The organism is Micromonospora sp. NPDC023633 (assembly GCF_040640035.1).
In the GTDB taxonomy this organism is placed as follows: Bacteria; Actinomycetota; Actinomycetes; order Mycobacteriales; family Micromonosporaceae; genus Micromonospora.
The window spans coordinates 1-20,120 of record NZ_JBFABB010000120.1 but is presented as its reverse complement, the minus strand read 5'-3'; the positions used below and the strand labels follow the sequence as shown (position 1 = coordinate 20,120).

The 20,120-nt window shown below is 74.3% G+C and carries 13 protein-coding genes; 12 read left to right on the top strand and 1 reads right to left on the bottom strand.

Annotated elements, in window-relative coordinates:
* Nucleotides 1–459 precede the first annotated feature (459 nt).
* The 4 genes from AB0G13_RS27980 to AB0G13_RS27965 are packed head-to-tail and all read left to right on the top strand — an operon-like array spanning nt 460 to nt 3,971.
* Entirely contained in the window at nt 460–2,277 is a 1,818-nt protein-coding gene (locus AB0G13_RS27980; protein ID WP_357880365.1) for a BTAD domain-containing putative transcriptional regulator, read from the top strand.
* A gap of 49 nt (nt 2,278–2,326) precedes the next feature.
* On the top strand, nt 2,327–2,692 hold the full coding sequence (locus tag AB0G13_RS27975) for a hypothetical protein (RefSeq protein WP_357880362.1): 366 nt from the start codon (nt 2,327–2,329) through the stop codon (nt 2,690–2,692).
* Nucleotides 2,693–2,697: 5 nt separating this feature from the next.
* The gene (locus AB0G13_RS27970; protein ID WP_357880359.1) at nt 2,698–3,228 is read left to right on the top strand and encodes a hypothetical protein; all 531 of its coding nucleotides are present in this window, start codon (nt 2,698–2,700) and stop codon (nt 3,226–3,228) included.
* On the top strand, nt 3,225–3,971 hold the full coding sequence (locus AB0G13_RS27965; protein ID WP_357880356.1) for an SDR family NAD(P)-dependent oxidoreductase: 747 nt from the start codon (nt 3,225–3,227) through the stop codon (nt 3,969–3,971). Before AB0G13_RS27970 ends, AB0G13_RS27965 begins: the two co-directional genes overlap by 4 nt.
* Here the strand turns inward: AB0G13_RS27965 and AB0G13_RS27960 are convergent.
* Nucleotides 3,943–4,776 (bottom strand): SDR family NAD(P)-dependent oxidoreductase, encoded by an 834-nt coding sequence (locus AB0G13_RS27960; RefSeq protein WP_357880353.1) that lies wholly within the window; start codon nt 4,774–4,776, stop codon nt 3,943–3,945. The two genes, AB0G13_RS27965 and AB0G13_RS27960, sit on opposite strands and share 29 nt — an antisense overlap.
* Before the next feature lie 179 nt (nt 4,777–4,955).
* Here AB0G13_RS27960 and AB0G13_RS27955 point away from each other — a divergent pair, with 179 nt between their 5' ends.
* The 8 genes from AB0G13_RS27955 to AB0G13_RS27920 all read left to right on the top strand — a co-directional run.
* Entirely contained in the window at nt 4,956–5,912 is a 957-nt protein-coding gene (locus tag AB0G13_RS27955) for a beta-ketoacyl-ACP synthase III (RefSeq protein ID WP_357880349.1), read from the top strand.
* 24 nt (nt 5,913–5,936) lie between these two features.
* Nucleotides 5,937–6,176 carry a phosphopantetheine-binding protein gene (locus tag AB0G13_RS27950; RefSeq protein ID WP_357880346.1) on the top strand — a complete coding sequence of 80 codons (240 nt, stop codon included), beginning with the start codon at nt 5,937–5,939 and terminating at the stop codon, nt 6,174–6,176.
* A complete protein-coding gene (locus tag AB0G13_RS27945) occupies nt 6,173–7,534 on the top strand; it encodes a condensation domain-containing protein (protein WP_357880343.1) in 1,362 nt (453 codons plus the stop codon). Before AB0G13_RS27950 ends, AB0G13_RS27945 begins: the two co-directional genes overlap by 4 nt.
* Before the next feature lie 98 nt (nt 7,535–7,632).
* On the top strand, nt 7,633–8,613 hold the full coding sequence (gene sbnA / locus AB0G13_RS27940; RefSeq protein WP_357880340.1) for a 2,3-diaminopropionate biosynthesis protein SbnA: 981 nt from the start codon (nt 7,633–7,635) through the stop codon (nt 8,611–8,613).
* Nucleotides 8,607–9,644 carry a 2,3-diaminopropionate biosynthesis protein SbnB gene (gene sbnB, locus AB0G13_RS27935; protein WP_357880337.1) on the top strand — a complete coding sequence of 346 codons (1,038 nt, stop codon included), beginning with the start codon at nt 8,607–8,609 and terminating at the stop codon, nt 9,642–9,644. Before sbnA ends, sbnB begins: the two co-directional genes overlap by 7 nt.
* On the top strand, nt 9,641–9,847 hold the full coding sequence (locus AB0G13_RS27930; RefSeq protein WP_357566656.1) for an MbtH family NRPS accessory protein: 207 nt from the start codon (nt 9,641–9,643) through the stop codon (nt 9,845–9,847). The genes sbnB and AB0G13_RS27930 overlap by 4 nt, the downstream gene beginning before the upstream one ends.
* Nucleotides 9,848–9,911: 64 nt before the next feature.
* Complete coding sequence (locus AB0G13_RS27925; RefSeq protein ID WP_357880333.1) at nt 9,912–14,924, top strand: amino acid adenylation domain-containing protein; 5,013 nt, start codon at nt 9,912–9,914, stop codon at nt 14,922–14,924.
* A partial coding sequence (locus AB0G13_RS27920; protein WP_357880330.1) for an amino acid adenylation domain-containing protein occupies nt 14,921–20,120 on the top strand: 5,200 nt, incomplete at its 3' end. The genes AB0G13_RS27925 and AB0G13_RS27920, both read left to right, overlap by 4 nt.

The following is a 20,120-nucleotide window of genomic DNA, read 5'->3' as shown; positions in this document are numbered from 1 at the left end:
GGGCGTGCCGGGCACCGGGTCGTAGAGGTCGGCCAGCGGCCAGCCCCGGTCGTCGGGCAGCTCGCCGATGACGTCCCCGCCCGCGTCGAGCAGCCAGCCGTACGCCGGAGCAGGCGTGTTCGGTGGCGCCGGCCAGGGGAGTCGAGGTCACCGTTGCACGGTGCCAGAGCGGGGCGCGGAGTTCATGAGTGGAAACTACTCACATTCGTGCCCCGGCGCTGGCGGCGCCGGTGCAGGCGGGCCCGTCGGGGCCCGGGGTCGGCGGGAGCGGCCCTACCGGCGCGCGCCTCTCGCCGGGCACGCGACCCGCCCCATCCTAGTGACGATCGTTGATCAATTGAACGGCCAGCGTGACGTCCGCAGGAAATTGAGTGCCGCCCACGCATGTGGACGGTGCCGGTGCCGATGAGTCTTCGGGCGACTGTTCTACCCGGGGCGGCGCGATGAACGGAGCCAGGGATGGAGTTTCGGGTACTGGGGCCGGTGGGGGCCTGGAGGGGTGACGCGGAGGTGGCGCTGGACGGTGCGAAGCAGCGCACCGTGCTCGCGGCGTTGCTGCTCGCGGAGGGGCGTACGGTGCCGGACACCCGGCTGTGCGAGCTGCTCTGGGGGGAGCGCCCGCCGGCCACCTTCGCCGCCCAGCTCTACAACTACGTCTCGCGGCTGCGCAAGTACCTCGGCGCCGAGGTGGACATCGTCCGGCAGTGGTCGGGGTACCAGATCCGGATCGGCGCCGCCCGGCTCGACCTCGACGAGTTCGAGCGCCTGGCCGAGGCCGGGCGGGAGGCGCTGCGCGAGGGGCGACCCGCCGAGGCCGCCGAGCAGCTGCACGCCGCCCTGTCGCTGTGGCGCGGCCCCGCGCTGTCCAACGTGACCGAGCACCTCGCGGCGGCCGAGGCGCACCGGATGGCGGAACTGCGGATGGCGGTCCTGGAGAGCCGGATCGACGCCGACCTGCGGTTGGGGCGCCACGTCCGGCTGGTCCCCGAGATAACCCAGCTCGTCGCCGAACACCCGCTGCACGAGGGGCTGCGGGGCCAGCTGATGACCGCCCTGCTGCACAGCGACCGGCAGGCCGACGCGCTGGCCGCCTACCACGAGGGCCGCCGGGTGCTCGCCGACGAGCTGGGCGTCGACCCGGGCCCGCTGCTCACCGAGGCGTACCGGTCGATCCTCGACGGCCCCCCGGCCCCGGCGGTCGTCGCGGAACCGAGCTGGCACGGCGTGCGGCCCGCGATGCTCCCGCCCGGCGTCGGTGACTTCGCCGGGCGGGAGGAGGAGCTGAGCGGGCTGCTCCGGGTGCTGACCGCCGAGCCGAAGGCCCGCCCGCCGGTCGCCGTGGTCACCGGGATGGCCGGCGTCGGCAAGAGCACGCTCGCCCTGCACGCGGCCCACCTCACCCGGACCGCCTTCCCCGACGGTCAGCTCTACGCCGACCTCGGCCGCGCGCGGGGCAACGCCGTCGAGCCGTACGACGTGCTCGGCTGGTTCCTGCGCAGCCTCGGCCACGCCGAGTCGGCGATCCCGAAGGGGCTCGACGAGCGGGTCCGGCTCTACCGCAGCCAGCTCGCCGGGCGGCGGCTGCTGGTCATGCTCGACGGCACCGCGGACTACGCGCAGGTGAGCCCGCTGCTGCCCGGCGACCCCGGTTGTCAGGTCATCGTCACCAGCCGGCTGCGCATGCCCGAGCTGGCCGGCGCCACGTCGATCGAGGTCGGCACCCTCGACCGGCAGCAGGCGCTCGCGCTGCTCGGCCGGATCATCGGGGCGCGGCGGGTCGCCGAGGAGGCCGAGGCGGCGAGCCGGGTCGTCGAGCTGTGCGGTCGACTCTCGCTCGGCGTCCGGGTCGCCGGATCCCGGCTGCTGGCGCGCCCGCACTGGTCGCTCGGGTACCTGGCGGACCGGCTCGCCGACGAGCGGTACCGGCTGGACGAGCTCCGGCTGGGCTCGATGGACGTCCGGGAACGATTGGACAGCAGCTACCACCAGCTGGCCGACTCGGGCCAGCTCGCCCTGCGCCGGCTGGCGCTGCTGCGCGCGCCGGCATTTCCGAGCTGGTGCACCGCGGAGGTGCTGGGCGTGTCCCGGCACGCCGGCGAGGAGGTGGGGGAGAAGCTGGTCGACGCCCGGCTGCTGGAGATCGTCGAGTCCGACGGCGGCCGGCGGCAGCGGTTCCGCTTCCACGACCTCGTCCGCGTCTTCGCCCGGGAGAAGGCCGACCAGGCCGACCGGGTGCTGGTGGCCGGTGCCGGGGCGCTGAGCGCGGTGGGGAACTGAGCCGGCGGCGGTGTAGAGAAGATATAGCCGGCGGTCGCACGGTCACCGGGTGAACACCGTGACAACGAGCGACTGCGCGACGGTCGTCCCGGTCGACGTGGAGCGCGTCGCCCCCGACACGTTCGTGGCCCGGATCCGCCCCGACCTCGACGATCGGGTCTTCGCCGGTCACTACCCGGGGTTCCCGCTGCTGCCCGGGGTGCACATCTTCGAGTACGTGCACCGGGCGGTCCGCGGCGTGGCCCCCGAGCTTCAGCTGACCGAGATCGTCAGCTGCCGCTTCCTGCTGCCGGTGCGGGGCGACGACGAACTCGTCGTGACGATCCGCCGCACCGGCGGACTGTGGCGGGGCGAGGTCACGGTCGCGGCCGTCCCGGTCGCCGAGGTGCTGCTGCGCTACGGGAGCGAGGAGTGACGACCATGATGGGGATCGAGGAGATCAGGCGGATCGTCCCGCACCGCCCGCCGATGCTGCTGGTCGACCGGGTCAGCGAGCTGGTGCCCCGGCGGCGGCTGGTGGGTTCGCTCACCGTCACCGGTGACCGGCCGCTGCCGATGTCGCTGCTCCTGGAGTCCTGGGGGCAGGCGGCGCTGGTGCTGATGCGCCACGACCGCCCGATGCCGGACGTGCTCACCGACGGTGTGCCGGTCGCCGGGCTCTTCGAGCACGTCCGCTTCGGCCGGCCGGTGCTGCCGGGGGAGACGGTGCGGCACCGGGTCACCATGAACCGGCTGGTCGCCGACACCGCCTTCGTCACCGGCGACAGCGTGGTGGGGGACACCGTGGTGCTGCGTGTCGGCCGGCTGGTCGGGGCGATGCGATCGGTGGACTCGCTGCGGGCGTCCCTGGAGGCGGCGATCCGGGAACACCGGTCGGCGGCCCCGGCTCCGGCGGCGGACGCGGGCTCCCCCGCGAAGCCGGTGGCGAGCACCTCCGGGGCGGCGCGGTGAGCGCCGGTGGGCGGCCGGTCGCCGTGGTCACCGGCGGCTCGCGGGGCATCGGCCGGGCGGTCGTGCACCAGCTCGTCCGCGACGGCTACGACGTGGCCATGTGCTACCAGTCCAGCAAGGACGCCGCCGACGAGGTCGTCGCGGAGGCGGCCCGCGACGGCGGGCGCGTGCTGGCGATGATGGTCGACGTCGCCGACGCCGGGGCGGTGCGGGACTTCGTGTCGACCACCGAGCGGGAGCTGGGCGACCCCGACGCGGTCGTCAGCGTCGCCGGCATCATCCGGGACAAGCCGCTGGCCCTGATGGCCGACGCCGACTGGCGCGCGGTCATGGAGGTGAACCTGGACGGCACCTACCACCTCTGCCGCGCCGTGGTCCGCCGGATGATGCGCCGCCGCGCCGGGTCGATCGTCACGGTCTCCTCGGTGTCCGGGGTGGCCGGCAACCCGATGCAGACCAACTACTCCGCCTCCAAGGCCGGGGTCATCGGCTTCACGAAGGCGCTGGCCAAGGAGGTCGGCCGGTACAACATCCGGGCGAACGTGGTCGCGCCGGGCTACATCGACACCGACATGATCGCCGCGCTCTCCGGTGAGCTGGGCGCCATCGCCCGCGACCGGGTGGCCCTGGGCCGGCTCGGGCGCAGCGAGGAGATCGCCGAGGTGGTCTCGTTCCTGCTCTCGTCCCGCGCGTCGTACCTGACCGGCCAGGTGATCACCGTGGACGGCGGCCTCGCGATGTGACCGGCCGCCGGCCGCCGGCGACGACCCTCGGGTACCAGGGGCCGAGCAGCCGGGTCAGGAGATCGGTGCGGTATGCGTCCGCCCCGATCAGGATCCTGGCCCGGTTACGGGCCACGCCGCGCAGGATCGCCCGGGCGGCGTACTCTGCCGTGACGGCCACCGAACGCTCGAAGTGCTCCCGGACCGCCTGGTAGTCGCGCAACCCGTCGTTGCGGGCGTTGCGCATGATGTTCGTCCTGATCCGGCCGGGATGCACGCAGCTCACCCCGACCGGCACCCCGTCGGCCCGCAGCTCCTGCGCCACCGCCTCCGTGAAGCCCCGGACGGCGAACTTGGCGGCGTTGTACCCGCTCTGCATCGGCGCGCCGGCCAGCCCCAGCACGCTGGAGACGTTGACCAGGTGGCCGTGCGACGCCGTCAGCATCGGCAGGAACGCCCGGGTGCCGTGCACGACACCCCAGAAGTCGACGTTCATCACCCATTCGAGGTCTTCCCAGGCCCCGTCGGCGACCGAGGCGAGCAGGGTCACCCCGGCGTTGTTGACGACCAGGTCGGCGCGGCCGAAGTCGGCGTCGACCCGCTCGGCGTGCGCCAGCACCGCGGCCCGGTCCGTGACGTCCAACCGGTACCCGCGTACCTGGCCGTCGAGGCCCGCGCAGCACCGTACGGTCTCCCGCAGCCCCTCGTCGTCCACGTCGGAGACGGCGAGCCGGGCGCCCCGGGCGGCCAGCTCGACGGCGAGCGCGCGGCCGATGCCCGAGCCGGCGCCGGTGACCACCGCCACCCTGTCAGTGAAGTCTCTCATCCTGGACCTTCTCGCTCGGCCTTCGGGCCCCGGCGGTCCGCGCCCGACGCAGACTTCCGCCGCCGGCTATGGCATTCCTATGCCGCGTCGATATGTAGAGAAGCTATGAGGCGCCTGCCCGAGCCTTTCTCCCGGCAGTCGTCGACACGGCTGCCGGCCGGGTTGACGAAGGGAGAACGATGTCGGACATCTTCGGTTCGGCGATCACCGGGCTCGGCGCCTATCGGCCCACCCGCGTGGTCACCAACCCGGACATCGCACTGCGGACGGACGTGACCCCGGAGTGGATCGAGGAACGCACCGGGATCAGGACCCGACACGCCGCCGGCCCGGGGGAGACCGTGCCGGTGATGTCGGCCGAGGCCGGCGCGAAGGCGCTGGCGATGGCGAACGTCGACCCCTCCGAGGTCGACCTGCTCATCCTGGCGACCGCCACCAAGCGGGACCGGATCCCGGGCGGGGCGCCGGAGGTCGCGCACCGCATCGGCATCCCGGCCACCGGCGCGTTCGACCTGAACGCCGCCTGCGCGGGCTTCGCCTACTCGGTGTCGGTCGCGTCCAACGCGGTCCGGCTCGGCGAGGCGCGCAACGTGCTGGTCGTCGGCGCCGAACACCTCACCGAGTTCATCGATCCCGAGGACCCGGCGACCTACGTCATCTTCGGCGACGGCGCGGGGGCTGCGGTGATCTCCCGCTCCGAGAACCAGGACATCGGGCCCGTGGTGTGGGGCAGCGACGGCCGGCGGGCCCCGATCCTGGGCACGAAGTGGGCCGGGGACGGCAAGGAGTACGCCTCGATGAACGGGCCGCTGGTCTACCGGTGGTCCACCAAGAACATCCCCCCGGTCGCGCGGGAGGCCTGCGCCCGCGCCGGGATCGACCTGTCGGAGATCGACTGGTTCGTGCCGCACCAGGCGAACTTGCGGATCATCGAGCAGCTCGCCGAGATCCTGGAGATCCCGGAGGAGAAGGTCGCCCGGGACGTGGTCGACACGGGGAACACCTCGGCGGCCTCGGTGCCGCTGGCCCTGAGCCGGCTGCACGAGAGCGGCCGGACCAAGCCCGGCGACAAGGCGCTGCTGCTCGGCTTCGGCGCCGGCCTCGCGTACGCCGGCCAGATCGTCCGGATGCCCTGAACACCCCCTCGAAAGGACACTGACATGACCGTTGACCAGGTGGCCGCCGACGTCGAGCAGCTGACCCGCAAGCTGATGACCGAGGAGCCGGACCGGCCGATCTCCGCCGACGACACCTTCGTGGAGCTGGGCCTCGACTCGCTCAAGCTGGTCGACCTGCTCGGCGCCGCGGAGGTCCACTTCGACATCGAGGTGCCGGACGAGGAGGTCGGCAACTTCGTCCGCGTCCGGGACCTGACCGACTTCGTGCTCGGCGCCAAGTGAACGCCGGCGACGGGGAGACCCGGGAGCTGTCCGTCGGTCAGGCCGCGCAGTGGGCGCTGTACCGACTCGCGCCCGAGAGCTCGACCAGCAACGTGGTGACGGCCGTGCTCGCCGAGCCGGTCCTCGACACCGACGTGCTGCGGGCCGCCCTCGTCGCCGTCCAGGCTCGGCACGACCTGCTCCGGTCCCGGTTCGCCGAGACCGGCGCGGGGCCGGTGCGGCTGGTCGACTCCGCCGGCTCGGGCGCGGTCGAGGTCCGCGACGTCGGCGACGTGGACGACGCGGCCCTGCGTACGCTGATCCACGCCGTCGGCGAGCAGCCGCTCCGGCTCGAACACGACGGTCCCCTGCGGGTGGTGCTGCTGCGGCGGCACACGGACTGCGCGCTGGTGCTGGTCATCCACCACATCGCCACCGACGGGCTCTCCCAGTGGCTGATCTGGCGGGACCTCGGCGACGCGTACCGGGTGCTGCGGGGCGGGGGCACGGTGCGGTGGCCCACGCACCCCAGCTACGACGAGTTCGTCGCCCGGGAGCAGGCCATGCTGGCCGGCCCCCGTCGCGCCGAACTGGCCGAGCACTGGGCCCGCACCTGCGCCGGCGCCACCGCCGCCACCCTGCCCACCGACCGGCCCCGCCCCGCCACCCGGTCCTACCGGGGCGCGGCCGTCGCCCGGACGCTGCCGGACGAGGTCGCCCGGCAGGTGCGCGCCACGGCCGCCGCCCTGGCGGTGACCCCGTTCACCGTCCTGCTCGGCGTCTTCGAGGCGCTGCTGCACCGATGCACGGGGCAGCGCGAGTTCACCATCGGCTGCCCGGTGTCGGTGCGGCGCGGGCGGGCGCTGCGGGAGGTGGTCGGGATGCTGGTGAACCCGGTCGTGCTGCGCTCGTCGTTCACCCCGGGCACCACCTTCGCGACGGCGATCGCCGCCGCGGGACGCCAGCTGTCGGACGGGGTGGCGCGTGCCGCCTACCCGTTCCCCCTGGTCCAGGCGGCCCGCCGGGACCGGGACCCGCTGGTGCGGGTCACCATCACGCTGCTCACCCGGCAGCACGGCGACACCCTGTCCGACACCAACAACGGATTCGTCGGGCACCGGATCCGCCAGGTGGTGGTGCCCTACGACGAGGGCCAGTTCGACCTCGCCGTCACGGTGCACCAGCTACCCGACCTGGCCCTGCGCACCGAGTTCAACTACGACACGGACCTGCTCGACCGCGCCACCGTCGAGCGGCTCTTCGACCAGTACCTGGCCCTGCTCGGCGCCGCCTGCGCCGACCCGGCCGCGACGGTGGCCGACGCCTGCCTGGCGGGCGACGTCGACCAGCGGATGCTGCTCGAACTCGGCATGAGCTGAGCACCTCGGCAACCCGGCGCCCGTCGTCGACGGGTCGCCGCACAGCGCCCGCACGGCGGATGCGGGCGACCTTCCGTCAGCCCGGAGAGGGGGTTGAAATGGATCAGGGAATTCTCTCCACGGTCGGCAACACGCCCCTGGTGCGCCTGGACCGGTTGTTTCCCGAGTTTCCCGCCCGGGCGTACGCGAAACTCGAACAGTTCAATCCGGGTGGGAGCATCAAGGACCGGGCGGCGCTGAACATGCTGCGCGGCAAGATCGAGTCCGGTGAACTGGTGCCGGGACGGTCCGTGGTGGTGGAGTCCAGCTCCGGCAACCTCGCCATCGGCCTGGCCCAGATCTGCGCGTACTTCGGGATCCGGTTCATCTGCGTGGTGGACCCGAAGACCACCCGGCAGAACCTGGCGGTGCTGGCCGCGTACCAGGCCGAGATCGACATGATCGAGCACCCCGACCCGGTGACCGGCGAGTACCTCGCGGTGCGGCGGCGCCGGGTGCGCGAGCTGGTGGAGACCGTGCCCGGTGCCTACCGCCCGGACCAGTACACCAACCCGCTCAACGCCCGGGCCCAGCGGCAGACCATGGCCGAGATCATGACCGAGCTGGACGGCCGGGTCGACTACCTGTTCTGCTCCACCGGCACCTGCGGCACCCTGGTCGGCTGCGCCGACTACCTGCGCGAGAACGGCCACCCCACCCGGATCGTCGCGGTCGACGCCGTCGGCAGCGCGATCTTCGGTCACCCGCCCGCGCCCCGGCTGATTCCCGGGCACGGCGCCTCGGTGGTGCCCCCGCTGGCGGCCAACGCCAGGCCGGACGAGGTGCTGCACGTCTCCGACCTCGACTGCGTGGTCGGCTGCCGGTTGCTGGCCGTCCGGGAGGCCATCCTCGCCGGCGGGTCGTCCGGGGCGACGGTGGCCGCGCTGCGGCGCCGGATGGCGGACCTGCCGGCCGGGAGCACCAGCGTCCTGATCTTCCCGGACAACGGCGACCGCTACCTCGACACCATCTACTCCGATCGCTGGGTGACCGAACAGTTCGGCGAGGTCAGCCACCTGTGGAAGGGCGACAAATGCTGATCATCGGCCACGCCGTGGTCCGGGACGTGCTCGACGGCGACGAGGCACGGGTCATCGACCTCGTCCGGCAGGCGTACCTGCTGCACGAGCAGGGCCGCACGAGCGTGCCGCACTCGGTCTTCCTGCGCTTCCCCGAGAACGCCCGCAACCGGATCATCGGGCTGCCCGCGTACCTGGGCGCCGACCCGCCGGCCGCCGGCATGAAGTGGATCTCCTCGTTCCCGGCGAACATCGAGCGGGGCCTGGACCGGGCCAGCGCGGCCATCGTGCTCAACTCGCTGGAGACCGGCCAGCCCGAGGCGCTGATCGAGGGCTCGGTCATCTCCGCCCGGCGGACCGCGGCCAGCGCGGCCCTCGCCGCGCAGTTGCTGACCGCCGACCGCCACCCGGACGGCCTGGCGCTGATCGGCTGCGGGCTGATCAACCAGCAGGTGCTGCGCTTCCTGGCCGTGGCACTGGCGCCGCCGGGCTCGCTCGTGCTGCACGACTCCGACCCGGGCCGGGCCGAGGCGTTCGCCGCCAGGGCGGCGGCCCTGCTGCCGGGCACGACGATCAGCGTGGTGGCGAGCGCCGAGGAGGCGCTGGCCGCCCACCGGCTGGTCTCGATCGCGACCACCGCCAGCGAACCGCACCTGGAGCTCACCGCCTGCCGGCCCGGGAGCGTGGTGCTGCACCTGTCGCTGCGCGACCTGCACCCCCGGGCGGTGCTGGCGGCCCGCAACGTGGTCGACGACCCCGACCACGTGTGCCGCGAGCGCACCTCGCTGCACCTCGCCGAGCAGCTCACCGGCGGCCGGGACTTCATCCACACCACCATCGGCCGGCTGGCCGGCGGTGCGGCGCTGCCCCCCGCCGACGTCCCCGGGCCGGTGGTGGTCTCCCCGTTCGGCCTGGGCGTGCTGGACATCGCGCTGGCCGAACACGTCCGCCGCTCGGCGGCCCGGCGGGGCCTCGGCGTGCGGATCGACGACTTCACACCCGTACCGGCCGCCGCCGTGGCGACCGCGGAACCCACGAGGGAGAGAACATGAGCGACGACGACCGCAGCTACCTGGTGGTGCTCAACGACGAGGAGCAGTACTCGATCTGGTGGAGCGACCGGGCGCTGCCGGCCGGCTGGCGGGCCGAGGGCACCGAGGGCACCCGGGACGAGTGCCTCAGCCGGATCAACGAGATCTGGACCGACATGCGGCCGAAGAGCCTGCGCCTGCGGATGGACGGCGCGTCCGTCTGACGGGCCCCCGGCAGGCGTGACCCCGGCCGTCCGCGATCGACCCCCACCCCGGAGGAGCACCCCGATGAGCACCCCTCTGTCCACCCTGCCGGCCGCCGGAGCGGGCATGGCCGGTCCCGTCGTCCTGCCGGACCTGATCGCCCGTCAGGCCGCGGCGACGCCCGACGCGACCGCGGTGCTCGCCGGCGACGTACGGGTCGGCTACGCCGAGCTCGACCGTCGCGCCAACCAGCTCGCCCGGCACCTGGTGGGGCTGGGCGTCGGTCCGGAGTCGACGGTCGGCGTGCACCTGCGCCGGGGGGTCGACCTCGTGGTCGCCCTGCTCGGGGTGTGGCGGGCCGGCGGCGCGTACCTGCCGCTGGACCCGGCGCACCCGGTGGACCGGCGACGGTGGATCGTCGCCGACACCGGGGTGGACGTGGTGCTCACCCAGGCCGACCTGCGTGACGACGGCCTGGCCGGGCCGTCGCACGTGGTCTGCCTGGACGCCGACCGGTCCCGGATCGAGGCCGGGCCGGACACCGCGCCGCCGGTCCGGATCGATCCCGACAACGCCGCGTACGTCATCTACACCTCCGGCTCGACCGGCCGGCCCAAGGGCGTGGTCGTCACCCACGGGGCCATCGGCAACCGGGTGGCCTGGACGGTCCGGCAGCACGGCCTGTCGCCGGCGGACCGGGTGTTGCAGAAGACCGCGGTGAGCTTCGACGCGGCCGGCTGGGAGTTCTTCGCCCCGCTGATCTGCGGGGCGACGGTGGCGCTCGCGCCGGACGGCGCCGAACGCGATCCGGCCGCCCTGGTGGCGGCGGTCATCCGGTCCGGGGCGACCGTGCTCCAGGGCGTCCCTTCGGTGCTGCACCTGGTGACGGAGGAGCCGGACTGGCCGAGGTGCACCTCGCTGCGGCTGGTCTTCTCCGCCGGCGAGCCGCTGTACGCCGAGCTGTGCCAGCGGCTGGCGGCGGTGCCGGGGGTGCGGGTGTGGAACACCTACGGGCCGACCGAGTGCGCCATCGACGTCACCGCCCAGCAGGTCGACCTCGCCCAGCGCACCGGTCCCGTGCCGATCGGTCGGCCGCTGGACAACCTCCGGCTCCAGGTGCTGGACGCGAACCGGCGGCCGGTGCCGATCGGCGTGGTCGGCGACCTCCACGTCGGCGGGGCCGGGCTCGGCCGCGGCTACCTCAACCGGCCCGACCTGACCGCCGAGCGGTTCGTGCCGGACGAGTACGGGCCACCCGGCGCGCGGCTCTACCGCACCGGCGACCAGGTCCGGTGGCGCTCGGACCGGAGCCTGGAGTTCGTCGGCCGCGTCGACGACCAGCTCAAGATCAACGGAGTGCGGATCGAGCCGGGCGAGGTGGAGGCCGCGCTGGCCGCCCACCCGGACGTCCGGCGGGCGGTCGTCGTCGGCTTCGCCGAGCCCGGCGGCAGCCCCCGGCTGGCCGCGTACGTCGCCAGCCGACGCCCCCTGACCGCCGCGCAGCTGCGGTCCTTCCTGACCGACCGGCTGCCCGACGCCCTGGTGCCGGCCGTGTTCGTGCCGGTGGCGGAGTTCCCGCTCACCACCGGCGGCAAGGTGGACCGGGCGGCGCTGCCGCCGGTCGAGACCGCCGACCGCACGGCGTACCTGGCCCCGCGCACCGACGCCGAGCGCCTGGTCGCCCGGCTCTGGCAGGACCTGCTCGACGTCGACCGGGTCGGGGTGCACGACGACCTCTTCCAGCTCGGCGGGTCGTCGCTGGTGACCGTCCGCCTCGCCAGCCGCCTCGCCGCCGAGTCGGGTGTGCGCATCGAGCTGAGGGAACTGCTCGCCGCGAGCACGGTCGAGGCGCAGGCCGCCCTGTTGGGCGGCGGCGCCCCCGCGGCGCCGGCGGTGCTCACGGTGCCCCGGAGCGCGGCGCTGCCGCTCTCCCCGGCGCAGCGGCGGTTGTGGCTGCTGGACCAGCTCCAGCCGGGCAGCCCCGAGTGGGTGGTGCCGCTCTACCTGCGCCTGCCCGGCTCGCTGACGCCCGACACCGTACGGGCGGCGCTGACCGCCCTCGAGGCCCGGCACGAGGCGCTGCGCACCCGCTACCTGACCCGCGACGGCGAGCCGCGGCAGCGGATCGACCCGCCCGGTCCCGTCGACCTCACGGTCCGCGACGCGGCCGAGGCCCCGCTCGTCGACCTCGTCGACGCGCAGCTCGGCCAGGGCTTCGACCTGCGCACCGGGCCGCTGTGGCGGGCCACCCTGGTCACCTCGGCCGGGGCGGACCACCTGCTGCTGGTGGCGCTGCACCACATCGCCTCGGACGCGACCACCGCCGGCATCCTGGAGCGTGACCTGCGGGAACTCTGCGCGGCGAGCGCCGCCGGCCGGGAGCCCGACCTGCCGGAGCTGACGGTGCACTACGCCGACTACGCGGCCTGGCAGCGCCAGTACCTCACCGACGACCGGGTCGAGCGGGAGCTCGGCTTCTGGCGCGAGCACCTGGCCGGGGTGCCCGAGCTGGCCCTCCCGCTGGACCGGCCCCGGCCGGCCGAGCGCGACCCGCGCGGGGCACACGTCGAGTTCGAGGTGCCGGCCGGGCTGGCGCAGGAGCTGACCGCGCTGGGCCGGCGCTGCTCGGCGACCCCGTTCATGACCATGCTGGCGGGCTTCGCCACGCTACTGGCCCGCTACAGCGGGCAGTGGGACGTCGCCGTCGGCGCGCCCACCTCCGGTCGACGGCCCCCCGAGGCGGAACAGATCGCCGGGGTCTTCCTCAACCCCGTGGTGGTGCGCTGCACCCTGGACCCGGCCGCGTCGTTCGAGGCGGCCCTGCGGGCGGTCCGGTCCCGGACCCTGGACGCCCTCGCCCACCAGGACCTGCCCTTCGAGCGGGTGGTCGACGACCTCGTCGACGTCCGCGACCTCTCCCGCACCCCGCTCTACCAGGTGATGCTCAACGCCCAGGAGGGCGGCATCACCGGCCAGTCGACCGACGACGAAGCCCTGCTGGACGCCCTGCGCCGGGCGGCCCGGGTCGCCAAGACCGACCTCACCATGCACGTCTGGCCCCGCCCGGACGGCACCCTGGCCGGCAGCCTGGAGTACGCCACCGCCCTGTTCGACGAGCCGACTGTCCGGCGGATGGCCGACCACTTCGTCCGGCTGCTCGCCGCGGCGGCGGCCGAGCCGCAGACCCCGCTCGACGACCTCGACCTGCTCTCGCCGGGCGAGCGCCACCAGCTCCTGCACGAGGTGCACGGGCCCACCGTGCCCCGCTCCGCCGCGACCGTCTGCGACCTCTTCGAGGCCCAGCGACGCCGGACGCCGGACGCGGTGGCGCTGCGGCACGGCGACCTCACCACCACCTACGCGGCGCTGGACGACCGGGCCAACCAGTTCGCCCACCACCTGCGGCGCTCCGGCGTCGCCCGGGGCGCGGTGGTGGCCGTGCTGCTGGACCGGGGCGTCGACCTGGTCGCGGCGATCCTCGGCACCTGGAAGGCGGGGGCGGCCGTGCTGCCGCTCGACCCGTCGTACCCCGCCGAGCGGATCGGGCACATGCTCGCCACCGCCGGCGTGGAGCTGGGCGTCACCCAGGCGGCGTACGCCCCCAGGTTCACCGTGCCCACGCTGCACGTGGACACCCACCGGCTGATGCTCTGCGCCGGCCCCACCAGCCGGCCGGAGCGGGACACCGACCCGCTCGAGACGGCCTACGTGCTGTTCACCTCCGGCTCGACCGGCCGCCCCAAGGGCGTGCTCCTGCCGCACCGGGCGGTGTCCAACTTCCTCGCCTGCGCCGTCGAGACCGAGGCCCGGGGCGACCGGGGGACGCGCGCGGGGCGGGGCGACGGCGCGCCGCTGTTCACCACCATCGCCTTCGACCTGTCCATCCCCAACCTGTTCAGCCCGCTGGTCTCGGGTCAGGCGGTGACCCTGCTGCCCGCCGCCCTCGACGTCGCCGAGCTGGGCGGCCTGCTCGCCAAGGCCGGCCCGTTCGACCGGTTCATCATGACCCCGCCGCACCTGGAGCTGCTCACCGAGCAGCTCGACGACGAGCAGGCGGGACAGCTCTCCGGTCTGATCTGGACGGCCGGGGCGGCGCTGCGCAAGGAGATCGCCAACCGGTGGCTGGACCGGCTCGGGCCGGGCGGCCTCACCAACAGCTACGGGCCGACCGAGACCACGGTCGTCATGACGGCCCACCCGGTACGGACGCCGCAGACGACCGACATCGTGCCGATCGGCCGGGCGATGGCGAACACCACCGTCCGGGTGCTCGACGACGCGCTGCGGCTGCTGCCGGTCGGGGTGGTCGGTGAGCTGCACATCGGCGGGGAGTGCCTGGCCACCGGCTATGCCGGCCGGCCGGACCTCACCGCGGAGAAGTTCGTGCCCGACCCGTACGGGCCGCCGGGCAGCCGGCTGTACCGCAGCGGGGACCTAATCCGGATGCGCCCGGACGGGGTGATGGACTTCGTCGGCCGCGTCGACGACCAGGTCAAGGTGCGGGGCTACCGGATCGAACTCGGCGAGATCCGCGCGGTCGTCGAGGAACACCCCGGGGTGGCCCAGTGCGTGGTCATCGTCCACGAGGACCGGCTGGTCGCCTTCCACCGGGGCGAGGCACCCGACCTGGCCGCGCACTGCGCCCGGCTGCTGCCCGACTACATGACGCCGAGCCTGCTCGTGCCGGTGGCCGAGATACCCCTCAACGCCAACGGCAAGGTGGACCGCGCGGCCCTGCTCGGCCTGCTCTCCCGGGCCGTGTCGACCGGCGCCGCCGGCGCCGAGGACGCCCTCGTCGCGCCGCGCACGGTCGTCGAGGAGCGCCTCTGCGCGATCTGGAGCGACCTGCTGGGCGTGCCCGTCGGCGTGCGGCACAACTTCTTCGCCATGGGCGGGCACTCCGTGCTGGCGGGCCGGCTGGTCGCCGGCCTGCAGGAGGAGTTCGACCTCGACGTGTCGCTCCGGCTCGTCTTCGAGCACCCCACCGTCGAGGCGATGGCGGGCGCGGTGGAGGACCTCATCCGGGCCGAGGTGGACGCGCTTTCCGACGCCGACCTGACCGAAGACCTGCGGCAGACCAAGGAGCACCAGGCATGACCTCGACCGCGAACCAGCCGAACCTGCGCGAGGCGCTCGTCCAACGCCGGTTGGCGGGCAGGGCCGCCGGCCGGCGCGCCGCGATCCCGACCGTCGACCGCTCGGGCGACCTGCCGCTCTCCTTCGGCCAGCAGCAGATGTGGTTCCTCAACCGGATGGACACCACCAGCCCGGAGTACCTGGTCTCCTCGGCGCTGCGGCTGCGCGGCCCGCTGGACCGGGCCGCGCTGGCCCGGGCGTGGGACGCCCTGATCGCCCGGCACGAGATCCTGCGCACCCGGTACGCGATGGCCGACCTGACGCCGGTGCAGGTCGTCGACGAGCCCCGCCCGCAGGACCTGCCGCTGGTCGACCTGGCCGCCGTGCCCGAGGCCGAGCGGGAGGACCGGGCCGCCGAGCTGGCGACCGGGCTGGCCGCCACCGGCTTCGACCTGGCGACCGAGTGGCCGGTGCGGGCGACGCTGCTGCGGCTCGGCCCCGCCGAGCACCTGCTGGTGCTGGTGATCCACCACATCGCCTGCGACGCGCCCTCCACGGCGGTGCTCCTCGGCGACCTGGCCCAGCTGTACGGCGCGTTCGTCCGGGGCGAGCGGTCGCCGCTCACGCCGCCGGCCGTGCAGTTCGCCGACTTCGCGGCGTGGCAGCGCGACCGGCTGCGCGGCGAGCCGCTCCAGCGGCACCTGGAGCACTGGCGGGACCGGCTCGCTGGCATCACCCCGCTGGAGCTGCCCGCCGACCGGCCCCGGCCCCGCGTACGCGACTGGCGGGGCGCGTCGGTCCCGTTCGCGCTCTCCGCCGACCTCTCCGCCGCGCTGCGGGAGGTTGCCCGTGGCGCGGAGACCACCCTCTTCGTCACCCTGCTGACCGCCTTCCAGGCGCTGCTGTCGCGCTACACCGGCCGGACCGACATCCCGGTGGGCAGCGTGACGTCCGTGCGCGACCGCGCCGAGCTGCGCGACCTCGTCGGGTACGGCATCGACAACCTGGTCCTGCGGGGCAGCTGGACGGGCGACCCCACCTTCGCCGACCTGCTGCGCGGCACCCGCGCCACCGTGCGGGACGCCTTCGCGCACGCCGACGTGCCGTTCGCGCTGCTGGTCGACGAGTGCGAACCGGAGCGGGACCTGTCCCGAACCCCGCTCTACCAGGTCGCCTTCACGCTCGGCGACGACGCTCCGCGCGGCGCCTGGCCGGCCGGCCTCGCCGCCGAGACGCTCTGGCTGCCCACCCGGGTCGCCAAGGTCGACCTGCAACTGCACGTCGTCGAGGGCGCCGACGGCCGGCTGCGCGGGCACCTGGAGTACGCCACCGCGCTGTTCGACCGGGCCACGGTGCGGCGGATGGCCGACCACCTCGGCCGGCTGCTGGAGCACGTCGGGGCCGACCCGGACGCCCGGGTCTCCGAGCTGCGCATCCTCGACGACGCCGAGCTGGCGGCGGCGACCCCCGCCCCGGCCCGGCCCGCCGCCGCGGTGACCGGCACGGTGCACGGCGTCTTCGCCGCCACCGCCGCCGCCCACCGTGACGCCACCGCCGTCGTGGACGGCGCGCGGCGCTGGACGTACGCCGAACTGGACGCCACCGCGAACCGGCTGGCGCACCACCTGCGGGCCCTCGGCGCCGGCCCGGAGCGGCTGGTCGCGGTCTGCCTGGACCGTCGCGCGGAGCTGGTCTCCACCCTGCTGGGTGTGCTGAAGTCCGGGTCGGCGTACCTGCCGGTGGAGCCCGGCGTCCCCGCCGACCGGCTCGACTTCATGCTGGCCGACGCGGGCGCGCGGATCGTGGTGACCACCGAGGCCCACCGGGCGCGGTTCGCCGACTTCGACGGCGCCGTGGTGGTGCTGGACGCCCCCGACCACGCCGCGGAGATCGCCGGGCGTCCCGGCACCGACCCGGGCGTCGCCGTCGACCCCGGGAACCTGATCTACGTCATCTACACCTCCGGGTCGACCGGCCGCCCCAAGGGCGTCTTCCTGACCCACGCCAACGTGCTGCGCCTGACGACCGTGGCGCAGGACGAGCTGGACTTCGGTCCCGCCGACGTGTGGCCGCTGTTCCACTCCTACGCCTTCGACGTGTCGGTGTGGGAGCTGTGGGGCGCGCTGCTGCACGGCGGGCGGCTGGTGGTGGTGCCCCGCGAGGTCACCCGTTCCCCTGGGGACCTGCTCGACCTGCTGGTCGAGGAGCAGGTCACGGTGCTCAACCAGACCCCGACGGCGTTCCGCGGCCTGGTGGGGCTGGCCCGCGACGGCGACCCCCGCATCGACCGGCTCGCGCTGCGCGCGGTCGTCTTCGCCGGGGAGAAGCTGGAGTACGGCGACCTCGGCCCCTGGGTGGCCCGGCGCGGGCTGGCCGCGCCCCGGCTGCTGAACCTCTACGGGATCACCGAGATCACCGTGCACGCCACCTACTACGAGGTGGGCCCGGACGACCTGGCCGGCACCGGCAACCCGATCGGCGTCCCGCTGGCCGACCTGAGCATCCACCTGCTCGACCCGTACGGCAATCCGGTGCCGGTCGGCGTCACCGGCGAGATCCACGTCGGCGGGCCCGGCGTGGCCCGGGGCTACCTGAACCGGCCCGGGCTGACCGCCCAGCGGTTCGTGCCCGACCCGTTCGGCCCGCCCGGCGCCCGGCTCTACCGCAGCGGCGACCTGGCCCGCCGGCGCGCCGACGGCAGCCTGGAGTTCGTCGGCCGGATCGACGACCAGGTCAAGATCCGGGGCTACCGGGTCGAGCTGGGCGAGATCGAGGCCGCCATCTCGGCCCTGCCCGGGGTGCGGGAGGCGGTGGTCGTCGTCCGTGAGGACACCCCCGGCGATCGGCGGCTGGTGGCGTACTCGGTCGTCGACGAGCAGGCGGAGCTGCCCCGGCCGGGACAGGTGCGCGCGGCGCTGGCCCGCACCCTGCCCGAGTACATGATCCCGTCGGCGTTCGTGCCGCTGGCCCGGCTGCCGCTGACCGTCAACGGCAAGCTCGACAAGCGGGCGCTGCCCGCGCCCGACCGTACGGTGACCGCCACCGACCGGCCCTACCTCGCGCCGCGTACCGAGGTGGAGGAGCGGCTCGCGGCGATCTGGGCGGAGCTGCTCGGCCTGGAGCGGGTCGGCGTCGAGGACGGATTCTTCGACGTCGGCGGCGACTCGATCCGCGCCGTGGCGCTCGCCGCTGCCATCCGGGCCGCCGGCCTCGACGTGCAGGTGCGGGACCTCTTCGAGCGCCGCAGCATCGCCGAGCTGGCGGAGTTCCTCACCGGCCGGCCCGCGCCCGCCGCCCCGGAGCCGGCCGTCGAGCCGTTCGCGCTGATCTCCGAGGCCGACCGGGCCGCGCTGCCGGACGGCGTCGTCGACGCGTACCCGTGCACCCAGGTGCAGCTCGGCATGCTCGCGGAGATGCTCGCCGACGAGCACAACCACTACCTCAACGCCACCACGTACCGCATCCCCGACCGGGGTGAGTTCTCCCTCGACGCGTTCCGGGAGGCCGCCGCGCTGCTGGTGCGGCGGCACGAGGTGCTGCGCACCTCGTTCGACCTGACCGGCTACTCGGTGCCCATGCAGCTCGTGCACGCCACCGCCGAGATGCCCGTCGGCATGGACCGGGCGCGCGCCGACGACCGGGCCGGCCTGGAGCGGGAGCTGCGCGACTTCATCGCCGCCGAGCGGGCCGACATGTTCGACCTCGGCCAGCCGGCGCTGTTCCGCCTGCACGCGCGGGTCTGCGCGGACGGCAGCTGGTGGCTCACCCTCACCGAGTGCCACCCCATCATGGACGGCTGGAGCTACCACTCCCTGATGATGGAGCTGGTCGGCGCGTACCACCGGATCCGCGACGGGCTGCCGGTCGAGCCCCGCCCGGCCCCGCCGGTGCGCTTCGCCGACGCGGTCGCCGCCGAGCTGCGCTCCACCGGCGACGGGCCCGACCGCGCCTTCTGGCACGACCGGGTCGCCGGCCGGGACCGGTTCGTGCTGCCGGAGGGCTGGGGCGACCCGACCGCCGAGGCCGGCGCCCAGTACGACCACTGGGTGCCCCTGCACGACCTGGAGCCGGGCCTGCGGGCGCTGGCCCGGGAGACCGGCGTGCCGTTCAAGTCGGTGATGCTGGCCGCGCACCTGAAGGTGATGAGCCAGCTGACGGGCTCGGAGTCCTTCTTCACCGGGCTGGTGTGCAACATCCGGCCCGAGGTGGCCGGCGCCGACCGGGTCTACGGGATGCACCTGAACACGGTGCCGTTCGTGCACGAGGCGGGCGCGCGGACCTGGCGGGAGCTGATCGGGCGGACGTTCGCCGGGGAACTGGAGCTGTGGCCGCACCGCCGCTACCCGCTGCCGGTGCTCCAGCGGGAGGTCGGCGACGGCAGCCGGATGCTGGACGTCCGGTTCAGCTTCCACGACTTCCACCAGATCGACACCGACGAGATCGACTACGCCGACTCGATCGACGACAGCCCGAACGAGTTCCCGCTGGGCGTGATCAGCCGGCTCGGCTTCATCACGCTGGAGGCCAACCTGCGCCACCTCGGCGTCGCGCAGGTCGCCCGCCTCGGTGGCATGTACCGGGCGGTGTTGGAGGCGATGGTCGCCGACGTGGACGGTGACGCGTCGGTGGTGTGTCTGCCGGCGGGTGAGGTGGCGGTGGTGTTGGCCGACGGGGTGTCGGCGGTGGCGCCGGTGTCGCGTTCGGTGTTGGGGGAGTTCGAGGCGCGGGCGGCGGAGACGCCGTCGGCGGAGGCCGTGTCGGTCCCGGGCGGCCGCTCGGTCGACTTCGCGGGCCTGGACGCGCGGGCGGGGAACGTCGCCCGCTGGTTGGCCGCGCGGGGTGTGGGTGCCGGTGCGGTGGTGGGTGTGCTGCTGGACCGGGGTGTGGAGCTGGTGGCGTCGATGTTGGGGGTGTGGAAGGCGGGTGCGGCGTTCGTGCCGGTGGATCCGTCGTACCCGCCGGGCCGCATCGCCGCCATGCTCGCCGACGCGGGCGCCCGGGTCGCGGTCACCTCGCACCGGTACGCCGACCGGTTCGCCCCGGTCGGCGTGGAGGTGGTGCGCGTCGAGGAGATCGGGGCGAGCGACGCGCCCCTGCCGGCCCGCGCCACGGATCTCGACGAGTTGGCGTACGTGATTTTCACGTCGGGGTCGACGGGTCGGCCGAAGGGTGTGCAGGTGACGCACCGGGGGTTGGCGAATCATGTGCGGTGGGCGG

Excerpts from the sequence above, each read along its gene's own strand:
- AB0G13_RS27950 (WP_357880346.1), top strand. The coding sequence starts at position 5,937 with ATGACCGTTGACCAGGTGGCCGCCGACGTCGAGCAGCTGACCCGCAAG.
- AB0G13_RS27925 (WP_357880333.1), top strand. The coding sequence starts at position 9,912 with ATGAGCACCCCTCTGTCCACCCTGCCGGCCGCCGGAGCGGGCATGGCC.
- AB0G13_RS27930 (WP_357566656.1), top strand. The coding sequence starts at position 9,641 with ATGAGCGACGACGACCGCAGCTACCTGGTGGTGCTCAACGACGAGGAG.
- AB0G13_RS27955 (WP_357880349.1), top strand. The coding sequence starts at position 4,956 with ATGTCGGACATCTTCGGTTCGGCGATCACCGGGCTCGGCGCCTATCGG.
- AB0G13_RS27960 (WP_357880353.1), bottom strand. The coding sequence starts at position 4,776 with ATGAGAGACTTCACTGACAGGGTGGCGGTGGTCACCGGCGCCGGCTCG.
- sbnA (WP_357880340.1), top strand. The coding sequence starts at position 7,633 with ATGGATCAGGGAATTCTCTCCACGGTCGGCAACACGCCCCTGGTGCGC.
- sbnB (WP_357880337.1), top strand. The coding sequence starts at position 8,607 with ATGCTGATCATCGGCCACGCCGTGGTCCGGGACGTGCTCGACGGCGAC.
- AB0G13_RS27980 (WP_357880365.1), top strand. The coding sequence starts at position 460 with ATGGAGTTTCGGGTACTGGGGCCGGTGGGGGCCTGGAGGGGTGACGCG.
- AB0G13_RS27970 (WP_357880359.1), top strand. The coding sequence starts at position 2,698 with ATGATGGGGATCGAGGAGATCAGGCGGATCGTCCCGCACCGCCCGCCG.